Annotated in this window: 16 protein-coding genes; 8 read left to right on the top strand and 8 right to left on the bottom strand. The window is 63.5% G+C overall.

Features of this window, described 5'->3' with window-relative positions; translation table 11 throughout:
* Window positions 1–526: 526 nt before the first annotated feature.
* From D618_RS18530 to D618_RS0114040, 4 genes are all read left to right on the top strand, one after another.
* Window positions 527–2,353 carry a HAMP domain-containing methyl-accepting chemotaxis protein gene (locus tag D618_RS18530; protein WP_017672167.1) on the top strand — a complete coding sequence of 609 codons (1,827 nt, stop codon included), beginning with the start codon at window positions 527–529 and terminating at the stop codon, window positions 2,351–2,353.
* Between the two features lie 269 nt (window positions 2,354–2,622).
* A complete protein-coding gene (locus D618_RS18525; RefSeq protein WP_017672166.1) occupies window positions 2,623–4,446 on the top strand; it encodes a methyl-accepting chemotaxis protein in 1,824 nt (607 codons plus the stop codon).
* Window positions 4,447–4,562: 116 nt separating this feature from the next.
* Window positions 4,563–5,906 carry an oxygen-independent coproporphyrinogen III oxidase gene (hemN, locus tag D618_RS0114045; RefSeq protein WP_017672165.1) on the top strand — a complete coding sequence of 448 codons (1,344 nt, stop codon included), beginning with the start codon at window positions 4,563–4,565 and terminating at the stop codon, window positions 5,904–5,906.
* 69 nt (window positions 5,907–5,975) lie between these two features.
* A complete protein-coding gene (locus D618_RS0114040) occupies window positions 5,976–6,605 on the top strand; it encodes an isochorismatase family protein (protein ID WP_017672164.1) in 630 nt (209 codons plus the stop codon).
* 210 nt (window positions 6,606–6,815) lie between these two features.
* Here D618_RS0114040 and D618_RS0114035 read toward each other — a convergent pair whose 3' ends face one another.
* Genes D618_RS0114035 through D618_RS0114015 form a run of 5 tightly spaced genes read right to left on the bottom strand, consistent with a single transcriptional unit; the run spans window position 6,816 to window position 13,682 of the window.
* A complete protein-coding gene (locus D618_RS0114035; RefSeq protein ID WP_017672163.1) occupies window positions 6,816–8,027 on the bottom strand; it encodes a CoA transferase in 1,212 nt (403 codons plus the stop codon).
* Between the two features lie 12 nt (window positions 8,028–8,039).
* Entirely contained in the window at window positions 8,040–9,917 is a 1,878-nt protein-coding gene (locus D618_RS0114030) for a hydantoinase B/oxoprolinase family protein (RefSeq protein ID WP_017672162.1), read from the bottom strand.
* Window positions 9,918–9,921: 4 nt separating this feature from the next.
* Window positions 9,922–11,979: a hydantoinase/oxoprolinase family protein gene (locus tag D618_RS0114025; RefSeq protein ID WP_017672161.1), complete on the bottom strand. Its 2,058-nt coding sequence runs from the start codon at window positions 11,977–11,979 to the stop codon at window positions 9,922–9,924.
* Window positions 11,980–12,038: 59 nt separating this feature from the next.
* Window positions 12,039–12,944, bottom strand: coding sequence for a hydroxymethylglutaryl-CoA lyase (locus D618_RS0114020; RefSeq protein WP_017672160.1), 906 nt, complete (start codon window positions 12,942–12,944; stop codon window positions 12,039–12,041).
* A gap of 54 nt (window positions 12,945–12,998) precedes the next feature.
* The gene (locus D618_RS0114015; protein ID WP_017672159.1) at window positions 12,999–13,682 is read right to left on the bottom strand and encodes a GntR family transcriptional regulator; all 684 of its coding nucleotides are present in this window, start codon (window positions 13,680–13,682) and stop codon (window positions 12,999–13,001) included.
* A 170-nt stretch (window positions 13,683–13,852) separates the two neighbouring features.
* On the opposite strand from D618_RS0114015, the gene D618_RS0114010 reads away from it, so the two are divergent.
* The 4 genes from D618_RS0114010 (at window position 13,853) to D618_RS0113995 (ending at window position 18,022) form a co-directional block, all read left to right on the top strand.
* Window positions 13,853–14,605: an aspartate/glutamate racemase family protein gene (locus D618_RS0114010; protein ID WP_017672158.1), complete on the top strand. Its 753-nt coding sequence runs from the start codon at window positions 13,853–13,855 to the stop codon at window positions 14,603–14,605.
* The gene (locus D618_RS0114005; RefSeq protein WP_026091687.1) at window positions 14,605–15,036 is read left to right on the top strand and encodes a nuclear transport factor 2 family protein; all 432 of its coding nucleotides are present in this window, start codon (window positions 14,605–14,607) and stop codon (window positions 15,034–15,036) included. The genes D618_RS0114010 and D618_RS0114005 overlap by 1 nt, the downstream gene beginning before the upstream one ends.
* Entirely contained in the window at window positions 15,036–15,434 is a 399-nt protein-coding gene (locus D618_RS0114000) for a nuclear transport factor 2 family protein (RefSeq protein WP_017672156.1), read from the top strand. The genes D618_RS0114005 and D618_RS0114000 overlap by 1 nt, the downstream gene beginning before the upstream one ends.
* Window positions 15,435–15,508: 74 nt before the next feature.
* Window positions 15,509–18,022 (top strand): TonB-dependent receptor, encoded by a 2,514-nt coding sequence (locus D618_RS0113995; RefSeq protein ID WP_026091686.1) that lies wholly within the window; start codon window positions 15,509–15,511, stop codon window positions 18,020–18,022.
* A gap of 56 nt (window positions 18,023–18,078) precedes the next feature.
* Here D618_RS0113995 and D618_RS0113990 read toward each other — a convergent pair whose 3' ends face one another.
* The 3 genes from D618_RS0113990 to D618_RS0113980 are packed head-to-tail and all read right to left on the bottom strand — an operon-like array spanning window position 18,079 to window position 21,544.
* Window positions 18,079–18,405, bottom strand: a complete 327-nt coding sequence (locus D618_RS0113990) for a DUF423 domain-containing protein (protein WP_026091685.1) — start codon at window positions 18,403–18,405, stop codon at window positions 18,079–18,081.
* Window positions 18,402–19,502 carry a PLP-dependent cysteine synthase family protein gene (locus D618_RS0113985; RefSeq protein WP_017672153.1) on the bottom strand — a complete coding sequence of 367 codons (1,101 nt, stop codon included), beginning with the start codon at window positions 19,500–19,502 and terminating at the stop codon, window positions 18,402–18,404. The genes D618_RS0113990 and D618_RS0113985 overlap by 4 nt, the downstream gene beginning before the upstream one ends.
* A complete protein-coding gene (locus D618_RS0113980; RefSeq protein WP_017672152.1) occupies window positions 19,499–21,544 on the bottom strand; it encodes a M3 family metallopeptidase in 2,046 nt (681 codons plus the stop codon). Before D618_RS0113980 ends, D618_RS0113985 begins: the two co-directional genes overlap by 4 nt.
* Window positions 21,545–21,572 lie beyond the last annotated feature (28 nt).

Genomic DNA, 21,572 nt, shown 5'->3' with positions numbered 1-21,572 from the left:
GGCGGATGATTCGGCTGGAACCGGTCGTTTCACGGTAAAAATGACGGCGGTGTAGCGGTTGCGCGGGCCCCGGCAGCGGGGCATCGAAACAATTTACAATTCGACAGACAATAGATTGCTGCCGCCCCACGGGGCGAACTGAAGTGTTGTTAACCATTTGCGTTAACCTTGGCGCGCCGCCCCGAACGCAGAGCCAATCCGCTCGCCAGGAGTTCGCGTGATTCCAGAAGCTATTGATATAAAACGATTAAATCTGGTCGCCCATAGGCCCGATGGGCGCGTTACAATCGTTTTCAGCCTGATCGCGATCAACATTTGCGACACGATCTCCTCGGCGACGTACCCCCGGATTTGGGGGGTGTATAGCTTCATAGTGAAGACTATCGGTCCAAAAATTAACCATTGTTTCAGCCACGCCGGAATAGGAGGCGTCACCCCCAAAATGGGGGGACCGCCAGCCACTCATCCTGGCGGCGCAATCGATTGTGGCTCACGCCACCATCGATCGAGACAAGAGGGTAGTGGTATGGACTTGAAACGGGCGACACTGACTGGATCGGTTGCCATCTTCGCCACGGTGGCTGCCGCCGCATTGTATCTGGCTAGCACCATCAGCACGATCAGCGTAGGTGGCCCCATTGCCGAACAGAACCAGCAGGCGTCTGATCTCGTCGCCGATATCCTGCCTCCTCCGGTCTACATCCTCGAATCCTACCTCGAAGCGCGGCTGGCGATTACCAACCCGCGCGAACTTGCCCGCCGCACAGAACGGCTCCAGACACTCAAGGCCGAATACGAGACCCGCCAGAAGCACTGGGAGACCTCAACGCTGCCTGAAAGCCTCAAGGCGCAGCTTGTTCGGGTCGATCAGCCTGCACGCCAGTTCTATGCCGAGATCGAAACCCAGCTTCTGCCCAGCCTGCAGCGCGGCGATCAGGCTGCAGCCGCCACCAGCGGTGTGCGTCTGGCCGCCGATTATGCTGCCCATCGCCGCGAAATCGATGCCCTTGTCGCACAGACCGCAGCCTATCAGGCCGCAACAAAACAGGCCGGTGAAAGCCGGGTTGCGTTCGCCTTCTGGACCATGGCGCTGGCAGGACTGGTGCTGGCAGTGGTAATGGTCGGTGCCAACGTCCTTCTCAGCCGATTTGCGATCAACCCGCTCAAATCGGTGGCCGACGCCATGAGGCGCATGGCGGGCGGCGATCTTGAGGCGAAGGCGAACATCCAGCAACCGATGGAAGAGATCGCGGACATGCTGCGGGCGATCGAGGTCTTCCGCAAATCCTCGCAGGCGCGGCTTGCATCCGAGGAAAAGCAGGCGTTCATTGTACGCGAATTGACCACCGGCCTCGATGCCCTGGCGGCCAAGAACCTGGCCTATCGCATCGATGCGAGCTTTCCGGCCGAATATGACCCGCTGCGGGTGAGCTTCAACAAGACCACGGCGGAATTGTGCGAAGTGCTCACCCATACGGTATCATCGACCAGCAACGTGCTGACCGGCGCAGGTGAAATCCGCTGCGCTTCGGACGATCTGGCCCAGCGCACCGAGCAGCAAGCCGCCAGCCTCGAGGAAAGCGCAGCGGCGATGCGCGAGGTCACCGAAATGGTGCACAAGACCGCGCAGAACGCCGCAGAGGTCGGCAAGCAGGTGTCGGAAGCGCACACCAGCGCTACCGACGGCGGCACGGTGGTCCATCGCGCGGTCACTGCCATGGGCACGATCCAGAAGTCCGCCAGCGAGATCACCAACATCATCAATGTGATCGATGGCATCGCCTTCCAAACCAATCTGCTGGCATTGAATGCCGGGGTCGAGGCGGCCCGGGCGGGCGAGGCCGGCAAGGGCTTTGCCGTTGTCGCCAATGAGGTGCGCGCGCTGGCCCAGCGTTCTGCCGACGCCGCGCACGACATCAAGTCGCTGATCACCGCGTCGAACGATTCCGTTGCGGAGGGCGTTGCGCTGGTCGACGAGACCGGTTCGGTGCTGCTGCAGATCGGCCAGAGCGTCGCCGCCATCAATGCCAGGATCAGCGATATCGCCTCTTCAGCCCATAATCAGGCGCTGCGTCTGCAACAGGTCAACATGGCAGTGAACGAAATGGACAAGATGACCCAGCAGAACGCCGCCATGGTCGAGCAGTCGAACGCTGCGGCACGCAGCCTTTCCGAAGAAGCGACCCAGCTCGCCGGATTGGTTCAGGCATTCCAGACCGTTGCCCACAAGGCGGAAGTCAGCCGGATGCCCATGACCCGGCCCCATCACCGCCCTTCTGCCCGCACAGCCATAACGTCGGGTAATCTGGCGCTCAAGGTCAACAGCCAGATAGACGCCTGGTCGAACTTTTGACCAAGTACCAGTCGATTTTGAACATTCGATACTCAAGGAGCCGCTATACTCTCTGATCACTGACCGGCACGCCCGAAAATCCTTACAGGACTTGGCCCTTACCTCCACCGACTGACAGTCAAACGTTCATTAACCACTACTTCACCGGTTGTTCGGTAAAGGAGGTGATACTCTGCGCGCGTTGAACTGGTCGACGCAGAGCCAGAATGAACGAAATGATCTGTAACTTGGGATGATGGCAATCGATTGCTGACGGGAGGGGATGCATCGTGAATATCAGCAGGGCTCTACTGGCAGGATCAGCGATCATCTTCTCCACCGTCGCAGTCGCGGCGCTTTACATCGGCGTCACCATCAACACGATCAGCGTGGGCGGCCCCATTTCGAACCTCAACCAGCAATCGTCCGATCTGATTGCCGACATATTGCCGCCCCCCGTCTACCTGATTGAATCCTATCTCGAAGCGCGATTGGCAATGGCCGAACCGCAGCTTGCCCAGCGGCATATGGATCGGCTCAAGCAGCTGCAGGACGAATATCACGCTCGGCAGGAATACTGGGCTGCATCAACCCTGCCTGATGAGCTGAAAGCTCAGTTGAAGCAGGTAGACGCGCCAGCCAGTCGGTTCTTTGCGGAAGTCGACACGTCGCTCATCCCCAGTCTGAAGCGTGGCGATGAGGCAGCCGTAGCGGCCAGCGTTGATCGGTTGGCCAAGGCCTATGCCCAGCACCGCCGCGAGATCGACACGCTGGTGACGCAAAGCGGCGCGTTCCAGCAAACCGCGCGCACAACCGGCGCTGAACATGTCTCCTTTGCCATCTGGACGATGGTGCTGGCGGGCCTTGTGCTGGCACTGGTGCTGGCAGCGGCGAACGTGCTGCTGGGGCGCCACATCACCAACCCGCTCAAGGCCGTGGCCGATGTGATGCGCGCAATGGCGGCCGGCAATCTGGACGTCAAAACGCAGGTGAACACGCCGATGACCGAGATTGCCGAGATGGTTTCAGCCATCGAGGTGTTCCGCCAGTCATCGCTCATGTCCGTCGCTGCCGAACAGCAACTGGTGATGGTGCGCGAACTGACGGCAGGGCTGGAAGCGCTGGCGGCCAAGAACCTGACCCATCGCATCAGCACCCCGTTCCCGCCGGAATTCGAGGCCCTGCGCATCAGCTACAACAGCGCAACCGACGAACTGTGCGACGTACTGGCCCACACCACATCATCGACCAGCAACGTGCTCACCGGCGCAGCGGAAATCCGCTCTGCGTCGGGTGACCTGGCGCAGCGCACGGAAAAGCAGGCGGCCAATCTGGAAGAGAGCGCTGCTGCAATGCACGAGGTCACCGAGATGGTGCAGAAAACCGCGCGCAGCGCACTGGAGGTGGGGCGCCAGGTGTCCGATGCGCACAGCAGCACCAGCGAAGGGGCAACCGTCGTCAACCGCGCCGTGGGTGCCATGGGCAATATCCAGAAATCCGCCAACCAGATCACCAACATCATCGATGTGATTGATGGCATCGCTTTCCAGACCAATCTGCTGGCGCTGAACGCCGGCGTCGAGGCGGCCCGTGCCGGCGACGCGGGCAAGGGCTTTGCCGTTGTGGCGAACGAGGTCCGCGCGCTGGCGCAGCGATCGGCCGATGCCGCCAGCGACATCAAGGCACTGATCAATGCGTCGAACGAGTCGGTCGCAGAAGGCGTGGCGATGGTCGATGAAACCGGATCGGTGCTGCTGCAGATCGGCGAACGCGTGGCCGCGATCAACGCGCGGATCACCGAAATTGCCGATTCCGCACAAAATCAGGCGCAACGGCTGCAGCAGGTGAACCTGTCGGTCGGTGAAATGGACAAGATGACGCAGCAGAACGCCGCGATGGTCGAACAGTCGAACGCCGCGGCCCGCAGCCTGGCCGAAGAGGCGACCGATCTGGCGAACATGGTCCAGGCCTTTGAAACCGGATCGCGCAGGCCTGATGCCGCGCGGATGCCGGCCCACCGGCAACCACAGCGCACCAGGACCCGCGCGCCGATGGTTTCGGGCAACCTGGCGCTGAAGCCCGATGTTTCCGACGACGACTGGTCGAATTTCTGAAGCCGCGTGGCAGGTGCGCCGCACTCTGGCCAACCGCCATTGAAACTATTGCGCAAGACCTGCCAATTTTGACCTCCGTCAAAGACCCCTGTGCCCAGGCCCCATAAGGTGCAGGCATGTGGACCTATCACCCCGATCTGCTCAGCCGCCCCGTGCCGCGCTACACGAGCTACCCCACCGCCGCCGATTTCGGCGAGGATGTGGGGGCCGCAGAGTATATGCGCGCGCTCGATGGCGTGGAATCGGGGACGGCGCTGTCGCTGTACATCCATATCCCCTATTGCGAGCAGATCTGCTGGTATTGCGGATGCAACACGGGGGCCGCCAACCGCAAGCACCGGCTGACCGATTATCTCACCGCGCTGCGCGCCGAGATTGCGCTGGTCGCCAAGCGGCTGGGTGGGCGCGGACGGGTGAAGCATATCGCCTTTGGCGGCGGCAGCCCCAATGCGATCGCGCCGGTCGAGTTCGTCCGTCTGCTCGACCGGATCATGACGGTGTTCGATTGCAGCCGCCCCGAAATCTCGATCGAGATCGACCCGCGCAATTTCACCTCCGAATGGGCGCTGGTGCTGGCCTCGTCTCAGGTAACCCGGGTCAGCATGGGCGTTCAGACCTTTGCCCCGCACATTCAGGCCGCGATCGGCCGTATCCAGCCGCTGGACCATATCGAAACGGCAATGACGTCGCTTCGGATGCGCGGCATCGATGCGATCAATTTCGATCTGATGTACGGCCTGCCCGGCCAGCATCTCGATGATCTCGACGCCACGCTGCAACAGACGATCCGCCTCGCCCCCAGCCGCATCGCGCTGTTCGGCTATGCGCATCTGCCCGCCATGATCCCCCGGCAGAAGCGGATCGACGCCAGCGATCTGCCGGATGACCGCGAACGCTTCGAGCAGGCCGCGTTCGGTTACCTCACGCTCACCGCTGCCGGCTATGTGCCTGTCGGGTTCGATCATTTCGCCCTGCCCGGCGATCCGCTGGCGGTTGCCGCGCGCGAGAACCGGGTGAACCGCAACTTCCAGGGCTTCACGCACGACGGCGCGACATCACTGCTGGGCTTCGGCGCGAGCGCGATCAGCATTCTTCCCGGCCTGATCGTGCAGAACGAGAAGAACGCAGGCCCCTATCGCACCCTCATCGGCGAGGGTCGGTTGACGGCAACACGCGGCGTCTCGCTCAATGCCGACGATGCGCGGCGAAGTGCCATCATCAACGCATTGCTGTGCCAGGGCCGCGCCACCCTGCCGCAAGAGTTCCTCCCTACTGCCCGCGCCGTTCTGACCGAATTCGAACGGCGCGGGCTGCTTTTTTGGGAGGACAGCGATCTGGTGCTGGCTCAAGGCTCTGAACCCTATGCTCGCGTGATCGCGGCACAGTTCGATGGTTTTCGCGGGGCCATTCATCCGCACAGCGGAGCCAGCCGCTTGCATTCCGCCGCCCCAGCCTGTTGAGCTTATCCTTTCGGCATTGCACGCGCGAATCGGCGCGCGCAGCCTGATCGAACGGGGGAGCAACAGGTCATGACGGCATCAGACGCGCAATCGAACTATGCCGGGGTGTTCGGCAACCGCATCGGCTTCGGCAAGCGCCCCGCGCTGCTGCTGATCGATTTCGTCCAGGCCTATTTCGACCCGGATTGCGTGCTGTTTGCAGGCGTGGAGGATGCACTGGCCAGCGCCATCCGCGTGCGCGATGCCGCGCGCGTAGTGGGCATCCCGATCATCTACACCAATGTCGTCTATCACCCCAGCATGGTCGATGGCGGGCGCTTCATGCAGAAGACGCCGTTGCTTGAGGTGTTCGTCGCCGGTTCACCGATGGGCGCATGGCCTGAAGGGCTCGAGCCCAATGCCGATGAACTGGTGATTTCCAAGCAATATCCCAGCGCGTTCTTCGGCACCTCGCTCGCCGCGACCTTGACCGCGATGGGCGTGGACAGCGTGATTTTGACCGGACTTTCGACCAGCGGTTGCGTGCGCGCGAGCTGCGTCGACACCTCAAGCCATGGCTTCATCCCCATCGTCGTTGCCGATGCCTGCGGTGACCGCCACCAGGCCCCGCACGAGGCGAACCTGTTCGACATGAACGCCAAATATGCCGACGTCGTCAGCGAGGCCGAAGTGCTGGCGCATCTGGCGGGATTGGGATGAGGGCGCACAACGTCCCTCGACTTCGCTCGGGACAGACGGGGGAGAGCGTTAGCAAACCGATAATCTGCTTGGATGTGTAGTTACCTATGGGACATCGAAGACGCGCCAGTCCCAATCGCCCGTGTTCCCGAGCGAAGTCGAGGGACGTATGCACAACGGTTATGCCAACGGCCCGCGTTCGCCGGAGAACGAAGCTAACCAGCCGAAGCGTTACACCGCGCCCGTCGCCTTCAGCTCGGCGATAGCCTGTTCGTCGAGCCCCAGCAGATCGCCATAAACTTCAGCATTATGCTCGCCGATGCTCTGCGGGGCGAGCGTGCGGATGCTGCTCGGCGTGTCGGACAGCTTGGGAAAGCTGTTCTGCATGGCGAATTTGCCCCAGCGCGGGCTGTCCACCTCGACCAAAGCCTCGCGCGCCTTGAAGTGCTCGTCCTCCAGCATGTCCGATGCACCGAAAATCCGGCCCGCGGGCACGCTGAACTCGATCATCAGCGCCTCGACCTCAGCGACGGTGAGCGTCTTGGTCCAGGCTTCGATCAGGTCGTCGAGCTCCTTCTGCCGCTCGCCGCGCGCCAGATGGGTGGCGTAGCGCGGATCGCTGGCGAGCTCAGGCCGCCCCATCGCCGCGCACAGCCGCGCGAACACCGCATCCTGGTTGGCGCCGATCAGATATTCGCCATCGCTGCACTGATAGACATTGCTTGGCGCGACGCCTTCCAGGATCGATCCGGTGCGCTGGCGGACATGGCCGCCGACCATATATTCGGGCACCAGGCTTTCCATCACCTGCAGCACGGCTTCATAGAGCGCGCTGTCGACAACCTGGCCCTTGCCGGTGCGCTCCCTGGCATGCAGCGCGGCAAGCGCGCCCATGCAGCCATAAGTGGCAGCGAGCGAATCCCCGATCGAAACCCCCATGCGGCTGGGCGGGCGATCGGGATCACCGACGATCGCGCGCCATCCGCCCATCGCCTCGCCGATACCGCCAAAGCCAGCGCGCGATGAATACGGCCCCGTCTGGCCATAGCCTGACACGCGCACGATGATCAGCCGCGGGTTGATGGCGTGCAGTGCATCAGGTCCCAGCCCCCATTTCTCGATCGTGCCGGGCTTGAAGTTCTCGATCAGGATATCGGCCTGTGCGATCAGCTTGCGCACGATCTCCTGCCCTTCCGGCACGCGCAGGTTGGCGCTGACCGACTTCTTGTTGCGGGCAACGACCTCCCACCACAATTTGTGTTCGCCATGACCCCAGGCGCGCATCGGATCGCCCCCGCCCTTGCCATCGACGGCGGGGGGTTCGACCTTGATGACTTCCGCGCCCATGTCACCCAGCAGCTGGCCGCAGAACGGTCCTGCAATCAGCTGCCCCAGTTCGATGACACGGATGCCCGCCAATGCACCCTGGTTCTCCTGGTTCATCGAGTGTTTCCCTTATTCTGCAGCGATGGCGTGCGTATTCCAGCGCGGCTGGATCGGTGCGGGCAGCCCGGTTTCAGCGAGGCAGTTGGCACGCAGCTCCTCAATGCTCGGGCCGTAATCGAACAAGGGCAGATCGCTGCGCTCAGCGCGCATCTTGGTGCGCAGCGCCTCGGTAGCGGCCATGTCGAGCACGCCATCGGCATCGGCGATCACGCCATAGGCCTTCGCGCCTTCGGACGTCACCAGCCCCTGGCGGATTTCCTTGGCGACCAGCTCGGGTGCGCGCTCCAGCGGATCGCCCCAGCCGCCGCCGCCCCAGGTGATGAAGTGCAGCACATCGCCCGCTTCGATGCGGACGTCCTCGACCTTGTTGCCGACGATGGTCTGCGTGCCATCGGCCTTTTCCAGGATCTTGCGCGCGCGCGCGCCTGGCTTGCCGCCGTTGACGCCCCAGGGCGGCACGAACCAGCGATCATCGTGGATGGCGATGACGCCGGGCTCGAGGAAGCGGTAGGTCATGATAATGCCATTGCCGCCGCGGTGCAGGCCTGCGCCGCCGCTGTCGGGCACGGTCTCATAGCGTTCGATCACCAGTGGGAAGTACCGCTCGAGGAACTCGTTGGGCACGTTGGTAAAGCCCGGCCACAGCGAATGGCCATCGGGGCCATCGCCCATCGGCCGCCCCGGAATGCCGCCAAAGCCGATCTGGAACAGCTGGAACCAGTCACCCTTCTTGTCGGTGCCCGCATAGAACAGGTGCGGCGACGAGGAGAAACCGGCGGCGTTCAAAAACTCGGGCGTCTTCTGGCCGAGCAGCCCGCCCAGGATGTCGAAGATGCGGCCCAGTGCGTGGGTGCGGCCCGACAGCGCGGCGGGATAGCGCGGCTTGAGCAGCGACCCATCGGGAATGCGCACCTCGATCAGGTCGTAGAACCCGTCGTTGAACAGGATCTGCGGATCGAAGACCATGATCATGTAGATGCCGAAGAACATCTTGAACATGTTCTCGTTGAGCAGGAAGTTGATCGAGGCCTGGCTTTGCGGATCGGTGCCGTCGAAATCGAGGATCACCTTGTCGCCATCGCGCCACATCGTGCACTTCAGCTTGTACGGGCCATAGCCCATGCCGTCGTCACAGATGTAATCCTCGAAGCTCACCGGATCTTCGCTGATCGCCTGAGACAGCAGCACCTTCATCGCGCGATGGTTGCGTGCGAGCAGTTCCTGCGTCGCCGAGACATAGGTATCGACGCCGAAGCGCTCACTCATCTCGATGACGCGGCGCGCGGCCACGCGGCACGAGGCGATCAGCGCGTTGAGGTCGGCCGCGCACCACGCAGGCGTGCGGCTCTGGTGCAGCACCAGCTTGACCAGGTCCTCGTTATAGACGCCCTGCTTGTAGATCTTCACCGGCGGAATGCGCACGCCCTCCTGGAAGATGTTGGTCGCATCGATCGGCATCGATCCGGGAACCTTGCCGCCGATGTCGCTCTGGTGGCCGAACATCGCGGTATAGGCGAGCAGGCGGCCGTCCTTGAACACGGGCAGCAGCACCAGCCAGTCGTTGCAATGGCTGATCGCGCCGCCGACCGAATAGGGATCGGACAGGAAGATCATGTCGCCATCCTCGAGCGTGCCGTCATAGCCCTCGAGGAAGCCGCCGATGAAGCTGCCGAACTGGCCGACGATCATGCGACCGAGATGGTCTGCGATCAGCGGGAAGGCATCGCCCTGTTCGCGGATGCCGGGCGACATGGCGGTACGCACCAGCGTCGCGTCCATTTCAATGCGCGCGTTGCGCAGCGCGTTTTCGATGATGTCGAGGCTGACCGGATCGATGGTCTGCTTCTCGAACGGGGTGGTGTTGGTCTGAATGATGGTGGCGGGCATGAGTTCAGTTCCCCGTCTTGAGCGTGATCAGGATGTTGCCGACGGCATCGACGGTGCCGGTGCAGTCGGCTTCGATCAGCGTGGTGGAATCCATTTCGATGACGATGGCAGGGCCGGGGATCACGTCGCCTGCGAGCAGCTTCGAGCGGTCGTAGATGACGGCGGGCATCATCGCCCCGTCCATCCACAATTCGTGATCTCGCAGCTTGGCCGCAGACGGATCGCCATTGCCCTCAGCAAGTTTCGCAGCAGGCAGGTCGAGCGCCAGGCCCATCGCGACGGCGCGCAGGTTCACGATCTCGTGCTCGCTATCCATGTTGAAGGTGAACAGCCGGTGGTGTTCCTCGTCGAACCTGCCGGTCAGCCATTCGATGCCGTGCGTGTGCAGCTCCTCGCGGGTGACCGCCATCGGCACCTCGAAGGCCTGGCCCGCATAGCGCACATCGACCTCGAAGGTGATCGTGACGTCTTCCTTCGCGACGCCTTCCGAGACCAGTTCATCGCCGATCTGGCTCGCCATTTCGTCGAGGATGCCGCCCAGTTCCTCCAGCGTGGTGGCGCTTGCGAGCCGTGAGAAGCTGCGCGCGGTTTCGGTGCGCATCCGGGTCGTCGCATCGCCCAGCGCGCACAGCACGCCAGGGCTCACCGGCGAGACCGCAGGCCAGCTGCCCATCAGCCGTGCCACGGCGTTGACGTGCAGCGGGCCCGCGCCGCCAAAGCCCATCAGCGCGAAGTCGCGCGGGTCATAGCCCTGCTGCACCGAGATCATGCGCAGCGCGCCGAACATGTTCTCGTTGACGATATCGATGATGCCGCGCGCGGCGGCGTACAGATCGATCTTGAGCGCGTCGGCAATGGTCTGCACCGCCTTCTTGGCACCTTCACGGTCGAGCTTGAACGTGCCCCCGAGCAGGGCTTCGGGCAGGTATCCCAGCACGACATTGGCGTCGGTCACCGTGGGCAGTTCGCCGCCCTTGCCATAGGCCACCGGCCCCGGCACTGCGCCTGCCGATTGCGGGCCGACACGCAGCGCGCCGGTCAATTCCGGCACATAGGCGATCGAGCCGCCGCCCGCGCCCACGGTCTTGACGTCGAGGGCCGAGGCGCGGACCGACAGATGCCCGACCTCGGTGGTGCGCACCCGGCGCGCCTCCAGATTCTCGATCAGCGCCACGTCGGTCGAGGTGCCGCCGACGTCGAGCGTGAGGATGTTCCTGATCCCGGCGTTCTTGCCGACCCAGATCGCGCCGGTGACGCCGCCTGCGGGACCGGACATCAGCAGCGAGACGGGGTGCTCTTCCGACTTTTCGGAGCTCATGAGCCCGCCATCGGAACGCAGCAGCGCCAGCTTGCCGGCCATGCCGGCATCGCGCAGGCGGCTGCGCAGATTGCGGACATAGCGGCCGACGACCGGGCGCACCGCAGCATTGGCAACAGTGGTCAGCGTGCGTTCGTATTCCTGCATCTCGGGCAGCACGATGTGGCTGAGCGAGATCGGCACATCGGGCATGACCTCTGCAGCGAGCTCGGCGACGCGTTTTTCATGCGCGCCGTTCAGGTACGCGTTCATCAGGCTGACGGTCAGCGCCTCGACGCCTTGGCTTTTAAGCTTTTCCAGCGCAGCGCGGATATCGGCATCATCGGTACCGCGCATCTCTTCGCCCTGCGCCGACATGCGGCCAGTCACCTCGACGGTGTCTTCGAGAGCTGCGAGCGGGGTCGGCTTGGGCCAGACGATCCAGCCGGCCAGGCCGCCGGGAACAAAGCTGCGCGCGATCTGCATCACCTGGCGATAGCCTTCGGTAACGATCAGGCCAACGCGCGCGCCCTTGCCTTCGAGCACCGCATTGGTGGCGACGGTGGTGCCGTGGAGGAAAATCTCGACATCGGCAGGGGTGATGCCGGCGCTGGCGCAGATCGCCTGCACGCCGACGAGAATGCCCTCGGAGCTGTCGTGCGGTGTCGAAGGGGTCTTGTGCCGCCAGAACGCACCCGATTGCTCGTCGAACAGCAGCAGATCGGTAAATGTGCCGCCCACATCGACACCCAGCCTGTAACTCATTCCTTCACCCCTTGGCTCGCCGACGCGAACGCCGACACGATTGACTATTTGATCCGCCCCTATGCCGCAGCGCGCGCGACGAGGGATGGCAGCTCGCGGCCAAGAACTCCGGCCATCCAGCGATTGGCAGCAATCACACCGTCGAGGTCCATGCCGTGGTCAATTCCTGACCGCTGTGCGAGATAGATCAGCTCTTCGGTGGCAATATTGCCGGTGGCCTTGGGCGCGAACGGACATCCGCCCAGGCCGCCAAGGCTGGCATCCAGCACCTTCACCCCAGCCTCGATCGCGGCCCAGGCATTGGCGATGCCGGTGCCGCGGGTGTTGTGAAAATGTGCGCGCAGTCGCACGTCAGCGGGCACGAACTCGGCGAGACGGCCGTACAGATCGGTCACCTGCGCAGGCACGCCGACGCCGATGGTGTCTGCGAGCGCGATCTCCGCGGGCCCGGCCTCAAGCACCGCCCTGGCGATATCGACAACCCGCTGCGGCGGCACATCGCCCTCGAACGGACAACCGAACGCGGCAGAGATGGTCACCTGCGCTATCAGGCTTTCTGCCTTGGCAAAGCGGATCATCTCGCTCGCCTCGGCGATGCCTTCTGCCACCGTCTGCCCCTGGTTCTTCTGCCCGAAGGTGTCGGTGGCGACGATGACGCAGCCGATCTCGTCCACCCCGCGCCTGCCGCCTTCGCGCGTCGCCAGCGCGCGCAGCACGCCGCGCTTGTTCAGCGTCAGGCCGATGTACGAGACGTCCGCCCGATCCGGCAGCCCGGCGATCACGGCTTCGGCATCGGCCATCTGCGGCACGCGCTGGGGATGGACGAAGCTGGCGACCTCCAGCCGCCGCGCACCCGAATCGATCATGCGACCGATCATCGCCAGCTTGTCGGCGGTGGACACGATATCGGGTTCGTTCTGCAGCCCGTCACGCGGGCCGACTTCGACGATCTGGAGGCTGCTCATGCCGGGGTTTGTATACATTTCAATTCTGCTCGTCCAGACCTGCGAGAAATTGGTTCAATCATTGGCCTGCACCTGCTCGCTACGGCGCATGGCCGTGCTGCTGAACACATGAAAGGCGCGGCGGATATGGCTGGTCATCACCGCCCTCGCCCAATGCGAATCCCGCGCGGCAAAGGCTGTGATCAGCTCGCGATGCTCGCGCGCGGACTGCACCAGCTCGTCGGTGCGATACTGCGCGGCCGTGCGGCGGACGACCGGCTGCTCGACCAGCATCGGCAGCATCGCACTCAGCCGGGGTGAACGCGCGGCATCGAGGATGATATCGTGAAAGCGTCGATTTTGCGCCAAAAACTCGGCCACATCGGGGGGATTGGCGTGGACTGCCGCATCGAGCAAATCCGAAATCTGGCCCAGCTCCTCGATTTGGCGGCTGGTGATGTTCCGCGCCGCACGGCTGGCCGCGTGCCCCTCCAGCATGCCACGCAAAACGAACATCTCGTCGATGTCGCCCGCCGTCCAGTCGGCGACGAACAGCCGCTTGGAATCGCTGCGCACGATCAGCAGTTCGTTCTCCAGCCGCCGCACCGCCTCGCGCACCGGCGTGCGCGAAACGCCGGAAATGCGCGCCAGCTGCTCTTCGGTCAGTTGCTCGCCCGGTTCGGCACGCCCCGACAGCACGAACTGCCGGATCTTGTCATAAGCAATGTCCGACGCGCGCGGTGTTGCGGCTTTTTCCATTGTTTTCAATCCCATCCCACAGTCCCGCCACCTTTGGCGTCCCTTGCCTGGCCGGAACCGAAACCGGTTGATCGCATGCCAACCAAATTTCGCTATTGACGATAGACATTTGTATACAATACCGTCAAGCCATGGATCGACCTATGGAACGATCCAGCTTGGGGGTTCGCATGACAGATGATCGCCGCATCAAGGTTATAGTTCCCATCCCCATGGACGCAGCCGGCGTCGCGGCCCGCGCCGAGCAACTGCCTGCAGACTTCGTCCGCCCCGGTTTCGTGCCCGAATTCGTTGCCGTGCCCTGGGGCGCGGCGCTCGGCGACAGCTATCACGACATGCTGCTGATGGACTGGACGGTGTTCCAGGCCGGAGTCACCGCGGAAGAGGAAGGCTATTCGGGCGTCCTCATCGATACCGTCAGCGATTCGGGGCTGCGCGCGCTGCGCTCGCGCCTCACGATCCCGGTGATCGGGCCGGGTGAGGCTGCGTTTGCCGCTGCGATGATGCTGGGCAAGAAGTTCGCCGTGCTCACGATGTGGCCCGAATGGTTCCCGCTCTATCAGAAGACGCTGACCGAATATGGCTTCTGGGACCGCGTCGCCTCGCTGCGGTCGATCAACACCCGGCCCGATGTCACCGAACTGCTCGCGGGCAAGGAAGAGGTGATCTTCGACAAATTGAAGGCCGAGGCGACCCGCGCGATGGAAGAGGACGGCGCCGACGTCATCGTGCTCGGCTCCACCACCATGCACCAGTCGGCGGCGTTCCTCGCCGCCAACCTGCCGATCCCGGTGATAAACCCGGGCCAGATCGCATGGAAGTTCATGGAAGGCCTGATCGAATGCGGGCTGACGCACAGCAAAAAGGCGTTTCCGATGCCGGAAGTGCCCAAGGATGCAGACATAAGAAAGGGTTGGTTCTGATGGCAGACTGGTCACCCGGGGGCGCAGGGCAAGTGCCTCTGCCGTATCCGTTTTATATCGACATCGTCACCAAGCGGTATTTCGACGGCGTCGATAACAAGAACATGGATCAGGTGCTCAACTGCTTTGCACCCGACGCCACGCTGACCGAGGTGACATCGAACACCGTGCACGAGGGCCGCGAGGCGATCCGGGCGATGTTCGTCAAGCTGTTCGCCGATTTCGAGCAGATCTGGCACGGCAATTTCGTCCATGTCGCAGACCCGGAATCGAATGCGGTCTGCTCGCAGTTCACCGTGCTGATCACGCCCAATGGCGGCGAGCAGTTGCGCTATGAAAACTGCAACCGCTTCTATCTCGAGGACCGGCTGTTCAAGGACGTCTACGTCTACATGAGCGGCGACAATCTGCTGAAAGAAGGGGACGCCTGATGCAATATGCACCCACGCTCAGCCGCGATGAACTGATCCAGTTTGCCACCCAGACCTATTTTGCCAGCGTCGATGCCAAGGACATGGCGGCCACGCTCGCCTGCTTCCACGACGAGGCTTTGTTCACCGTCCAGACCAGCTTTACCACGCACGCGGGCAAGGCCGAGATCGAGCGGATGTTCGCCGATTTCTTCGGCGCGTACGAAACCATCGTCCACCGCGATTTCACTTGCACCGTCGATGAGACCAATGGGCGGATAGCGGCGAGTTTCATCGCAGACCTGACCGCCGCCGATGGCAGCGTGACGAGCCTGACCAACACCAATTTCTGGCGCCTGCGCGACGGCAAGTTCCAGGAAGTCCATGTCTATATGAGCGGAGCCAACGTGCTGGTCTGAGGACCAGCATGACAACAGCCGCCACAAGCCAAAAATGGTTCGGGGGAACCACAGCATTTCAGGGAGTTCACATCATGCGCATATCCAGTTTGTTTGCCGCAGCATCGGCCACCGTTCTCGCCAGTGCGCTGGCGACACCCGCGCTGGCGCAGCAGGCCGATCAGGTCGAGGCCAGCGATGATGTCATCATCGTCACCGCCCGCCGCCAGAATGAAGAGCTCGCCGATGTTCCGGCATCGATCACCGTGTTCACCGCCGATGCGATCCAGAAGACCGGCGTGGACACCGCCGACCAGTTCGTTCAGCTGACGCCGGGCGTGACGATCGTTACCGGCACGGCAGAGGCGGGCGATACGCAGATCAACATTCGCGGCATCAACGGTGCGCGCGATGCCGAAAGCTCGGTGGCGCTGGTCGTCGACGGCATTCTCAAGACCAACACCGCGCAGCTCAACCAGAACCAGGGCACGCTGCGCCAGATCGAAATTCTCAAAGGACCACAGGGCGCGCTCTACGGCCGCAACGCCGCTGCCGGTGCGATCGTCATCCAGACGATGAAGCCTGGCGATACGCTGGAAGCGGGAATCGAGCTGAGCGCCGCGCAGCAGCAGACCTATCGCGGCAACGCCTTCATCTCGGTGCCGGTGGGCGAAAACGCCGGGTTCGTGCTCTCGGGCTCGTATCTGAAGACCGATGGCTTCTATCGCAACATCTTCCTCAACAACTCCAAGACCATCGATGACCAGGAGGTCTGGTCGGTCGATGGCAGGTTCGTCGCGCAACTGGGCGACCGCACCGAAATCGACGCGAAGGCCCGATATTCGGACCTCACCGGTGCATCCATCGCGTTCAACGCCGCGTTCCATCTGCCCAATTTCGCAGGCGCCAACCCTGCGTTCTTCGAGGACGTGAACCGCCACCCGTTCAACTTCTACAACAACATCCGCCCGACCAACGACCAGACGACGCTCGATGCCTCAATCAAGCTGGAGCATGAATTCGACTTCGCCAAGTTGACGCTGTGGGGCCTGTACAGCAATGTCGACCAGTCGCTGACGGCAGACGGCACCTCGGCAGACTTTGCCCGCTTCACCTTCCCCGGCGCCACGCCCGCGTCGGTCGCGGCGTCGAATTCCTGCTTTGCCAGCACGGCAGCGCTGACCGGCTTCCCGGTCAACCAGCCCGGCTTCATCGGGGCGACCCCGGTGCCGTTCATCTTCGCGCCCGCGACCGGATCGACCTTCGGCCCGTACAGCCCGACCACATGCGACGGCACGCAATATCAGATCCGCGAGCAGGAAGACTTCAGCGGCGAAGTGCGCCTCTCGTCGACCGGCGATGGTCCGTTCAACTGGCAGCTGGGCGCGTATTACCTCAACATCAGCCGCGATGTCGGCGTCAGCCTGGGCGCGGACCTGGGCCAGGGCATCATCCGCTCGCTCTACAACGCGCCCAACACCAGCAACCCGACCACGCAGCTGTATTTCGACCGGTTCAGCACCGACGTCTACGCCGCCTTCGGTTCGGCGGATTACAACTGGAACGATGTGGTCAATATCGGTCTGGCCCTGCGCTATGACATCGAAGACCGCAGCGTGTCGAACCGCGTGCCCCTGGTCACCGATCCGTTCACCGGTGGCCCGATCAACCCCGGCCAGGTGGGCGGCGCGATCGCCGACAAGTCGCAAAGCTACAAGCAGCTGCAGCCCAAGCTGACCTTCCGCTGGGCCATGAGCGATGCGGTCAACCTCTATGCGAACTGGGGAATCGGCTTCAAGGCGGGCGGATTCAACAACTCAGGGTCAGCGGCGGTCATCGACCAGTCGTTCAACCAGTTCATCGGTTCGGACGTCCGCATCACCGACAATTATCGAAAGGAAACGTCGAGCGCCTTTGAAGGGGGCATCAAGGGTTCGCTGCTGGATGGCAAGGTCACCTTCGACCTTGCGGGCTATTACACCGATGTCGATGACATGCAGTTCTTCGAATTCTTCGTCGGCGGCTTTGGCCTGCTGCGCGTGGTATCGAACATCGACGAGGTCCAGCTCTACGGGGCAGAACTCAATTTGAATGCGGAAGTCACGCCCGGCTGGACGATCTTCGGTGCGTTCAACGTCACCGAAAGCGAGATCAAGGCCAACGCGTCGCGCCCCCAGACGGTGGGCAACAAGTCGCCGTCGACCGCCGATTATACCATCAACCTGGGCAGCCAGATGGTCGCCCCGATCGCCAGCACCTTCGATCTGGTGGTGCGCGCCGATTACCGCATTACCGGGCCGACCTGGTTCCACACGCTGCAGAACAATACCGTGCCTACGATCTTCAGCGGCCTGCTGCCGGGATCGGCGCTCGCGCTGCCGGCTTTTGTCGGCGATGCCGACTATGGCGTAACGCGGCGCGAAGCCTTTGGCGTGCTCGACCTGCGCGCCGGGCTTGAGGGTGAAAACTGGCGGATGACGGTGTTCGCCGACAACGTTCTCAAGCGCGAGTACCTGAACGAGGTCATCACCGCTGCCGAATTTGGCGGATCGTTCATCTCGCCCGGCGGTCTGCGCCGCATCGGTGTCGAGGTCGCCTACAAGTTTTGACCAGCCCAGCTGTCACCATCCGCGCCACGGCGCGGATGGTGGTGGTTCTTGATGGCTCAGGCCTTGGCGTACATCCACGCCGCCCACAGCCATCCGCCGATCAGCAGCGTGCCGCCAATCGGCGTCACCGCCCCCAACCAGCGCGGCGCGCCCAGCGCCATGGCGTATAACGTCAGCGCAAAGATCGCCGAGCCCGCCAGCAGCAGTAGTGCCGGCCCCCGCGCAACACCCATGATCGCGATCGCGGCGACGGCATGGATCAACTGATACAGACCGCCGGTGCGCAGCCATTCGGCCTGCTGTTCGCCCGCTGCCGCATGCGCGCCGAACGCGCCCGCCGCCACGGCCAGTGCAGCTGAAATGGCGGCCAGTATCCCGATCAGCATCGCGCAAATCCCTTGTGGTTATGCTGGCTATCCGGCCCCAGCAGCGTGCCGATCCGTGCCGCGTCCGGTTGCCAGTCGAGCCCGCTGCCGTTCAGCCAGGCATCGTCGTAATAGGTCGTGCCATAACGGTCGCCGCCATCGCACAGCAGGGTGACGATGCTGCCGCTTGCGCCCGCCGCTGCCATCTCCTCGATCAGCGCGGCGCAGGCGACCAGGTTGGTGCCGGTCGATCCGCCGACACGGCGCCCCAATCGGTCGGACAGGGCGCGCATGGCGCCGATGCTCGCAGCATCGTCGACCGCGATCATGCGGTCGATGACGCCGGGGACAAAGCTGGGCTCGACGCGCGGGCGACCGATGCCTTCGATCCGGCTGGCGCAACCCTCGGGCAGCAGTTTGGCCGATCGGTCATGGTAATGCCGGTGGAACACCGAATGCTCGGGGTCGGCAACGCACAGCCGCGTGGCAAAGCGCTGATAGCGCAGATAGCGGCCGATCGTGGCAGACGTGCCGCCTGTGCCAGCGCCGCATACGATCCAGTCGGGTATCGCGTGCTCTTCCTGCGCCATCTGCGCGAAGATGCTCTCGGCGATGTTATTGTTGCCGCGCCAGTCGGTCGCACGCTCGGCATAGGTGAACTGGTCGAGATAATGGCCACCGGTTTCCGCCGCGAGCCGGTGCGCGACATCGTAGACGGTGCGCGGATCGTCGACCATGTGGATCTCGCCGCCCTGGAATCGGATTGCGTCGAGCTTCTCTGCTGCCGTGGTCGCGGGCACGACCGCGATGAAGCGCAGCCCCAGCATCCGCGCAAAATACGCCTCGCTGACCGCGGTCGACCCCGACGATGCCTCGATCACGCAGCTGTCGGGCCCGATCCATTCGTTGCACAGGGCATAGAGGAACAGCGAGCGCGCTAGCCGGTGCTTGAGGCTGCCGGTCGGGTGCGAGCTTTCATCCTTCAGATACAGCGTGATGCCAGGATAGCGCGGCAGATCGAGCCGGATCAGGTGGGTATCGGCGGAGCGGTTATAATCCGCCTCGATCCGGCGGACGGCATCGTTCAGCCAGCCCCGCGGGCACAGATCGCTCATTCAGCCACATCCTGCAGCCCGTGCCGCACCAGCATCGCCTGCGGGTCGGGATCGCGGCCCCGGAAGGCCCGGAAGCTCTCTGCAGCAGGGCGTGTGGCCCCGCGCGACAGCACCTCGGCGCGGAACCGGTCACCGGTCGCACGGTCGAGCAGCCCGGCTTCGGCAAACGCCATAAAGCCGTCGGCTGCCAGCAGCTCTGCCCACAGATAGCTGTAATAGCCCGACGCATAGCCGCCCGCGAAAATATGGCTGAAGGCATGCGGGAAGCGATGCCATTCGGGTGGGCGAAGCACCGACACTTCGTCGCGCACCGCCTCGATCACCTCGATGGGGTCGCTGCCCATCGTGCCCAGATGCAGCAGCATGTCGAACAGCGCGAATTCGATCTGGCGGATCAGGAACATCCCGGCCTGGAAGTGCCGCGCCTTGACCAGCCGGTCGAACAGGTCATCAGGCAAGGGCTCGCCAGTGCGGTAATGCCCCGACATCGCGGTGAGCACCTGCCGGTCCCAGGCGAAATCCTCCATCAGCTGGCTTGGCAGCTCGACCGCATCCCATTCGAACCCGCTGACCCCGGCGATGCTGGGGCGGTTCACTTCGGTGAGCAGCAGGTGCAGGCAATGGCCGGTCTCGTGCAGCAAGGTGCCGACGTCATTGTGGCTCAGCAGCGAGGGCGTAGCGGCGCTGGCGGGCGAGAAGTTGCACACCATATAGGCGACCGGCAATTGCCTGTGGTCGCCGTCGTTGCGACGCGGGCGCGCCTCTCCCATCCACGCGCCGCCGCGCTTGCCGGACCGGGCGAACAGATCGAGATACAGCCCGGCGATCGCCTCGCCTGCCTCGTCAACGACATCGTAGAACCGCGCATCGGCGTGGTAAAGCGAGGCGTCGGTGCGCTGGACCAGCCGGATGCCAAACAGCCGTTCGAGCAGCATCTGCCAGCCGGCCATCACCTTTTCGACCGGGAAATATCCGCGGACCTCGGACTCGTCGACCGCATAGAGCGCCTGACGCAGCCGGTTGGAGGCAAAGCCGACATCCCATGGCTGGAGATCGGCAATCCCCAGCTGCTCGGCGGCAAAGGCGCGCAATTCGTCGAGGTCGCGCTGCGCGGCAGGCCGCGCCCGGCCCGCCAGATCGCGCAGGAAGGCAAGCACTGCGCCGCCATCCGATGCCATCTTGGTGGCGAGCGACCATTCGACCGGATCGGCAAAGCCCAGCAGGCCGGCCGCTTCGCGTCGCAGCTCAAGGATGCGCGATATGCGCTGCGAATTGTCGAACTCGCCCGCATTGGGCCCCTGGTCGGACGCGCGGGTGCCAAAGGCCCGATAGACGCGCGCGCGAAGATCGCGGTTCTCGGCGAAGGTCAGGATTGCGTTGACGCTGGGCATCTGCAGCGTCACCCGCCAGCCGGTCAGCCCCTTGGCGGCAGCGGCTGCAGCGAACATCGCCTTGTCGGTGTCCGACACGCCGGCCAGGTCCGCCTCGTCGGTGACCAGCTCGTCCCAAGCATCGGTCGCATCGAGCACCGCGCTGCCGAACTCGTTGGAAAGCGAGGCCATCTCGACCGAAACCGCCTTGAACCGATCGCGCGCAGCCTGTTCCAGCGCGACGCCCGAGAGGCGGAAATCGCGCAGCGCGCGTTCGACGGCAACGCGATCTGCCTGCGGGAGCGCGGAGAACTCGGCGGTTTTCGACAAAGCTTCGAATACGTCGAACAGATCGCGGTTCTGCGCGACCATGATGCCGTTGGTGACAAGACGCTCCTCGCCCTGCTGATAGGCAGTGCGCAGTTCGGGCGAGTCGGCGACCGCATGCAGGTGCGAAACTGCCGCCCAGATCGCGCCCAGATCGGCTTCAGCCCGCTCGAACGGCAACCAGGCCTCGGCGAAGGTCGCAGGCTTGTCGCGGACCAGCGCCGCGACGGTCGCAGCATGACGTTCCAGCGCCACATCGAGTGCGGGCGCGATCTGGTCGGCCGTGATTTCGGCAAAGCGCGGCAGCGCGCGCGTATCGAGAAGGGGGTTGGCTGTGTCAGTCATCCCTGCCCTTTAGCCCAAAATGGCGCAG

The sequence above is a fragment of the Blastomonas sp. AAP53 genome (genome assembly GCF_000331245.1).
In the GTDB taxonomy this organism is placed as follows: domain Bacteria; phylum Pseudomonadota; class Alphaproteobacteria; order Sphingomonadales; family Sphingomonadaceae; genus Blastomonas.
The sequence above is the reverse complement of the archived record's forward strand: the minus strand, read 5'-3'. Positions and strand labels throughout refer to the sequence as shown.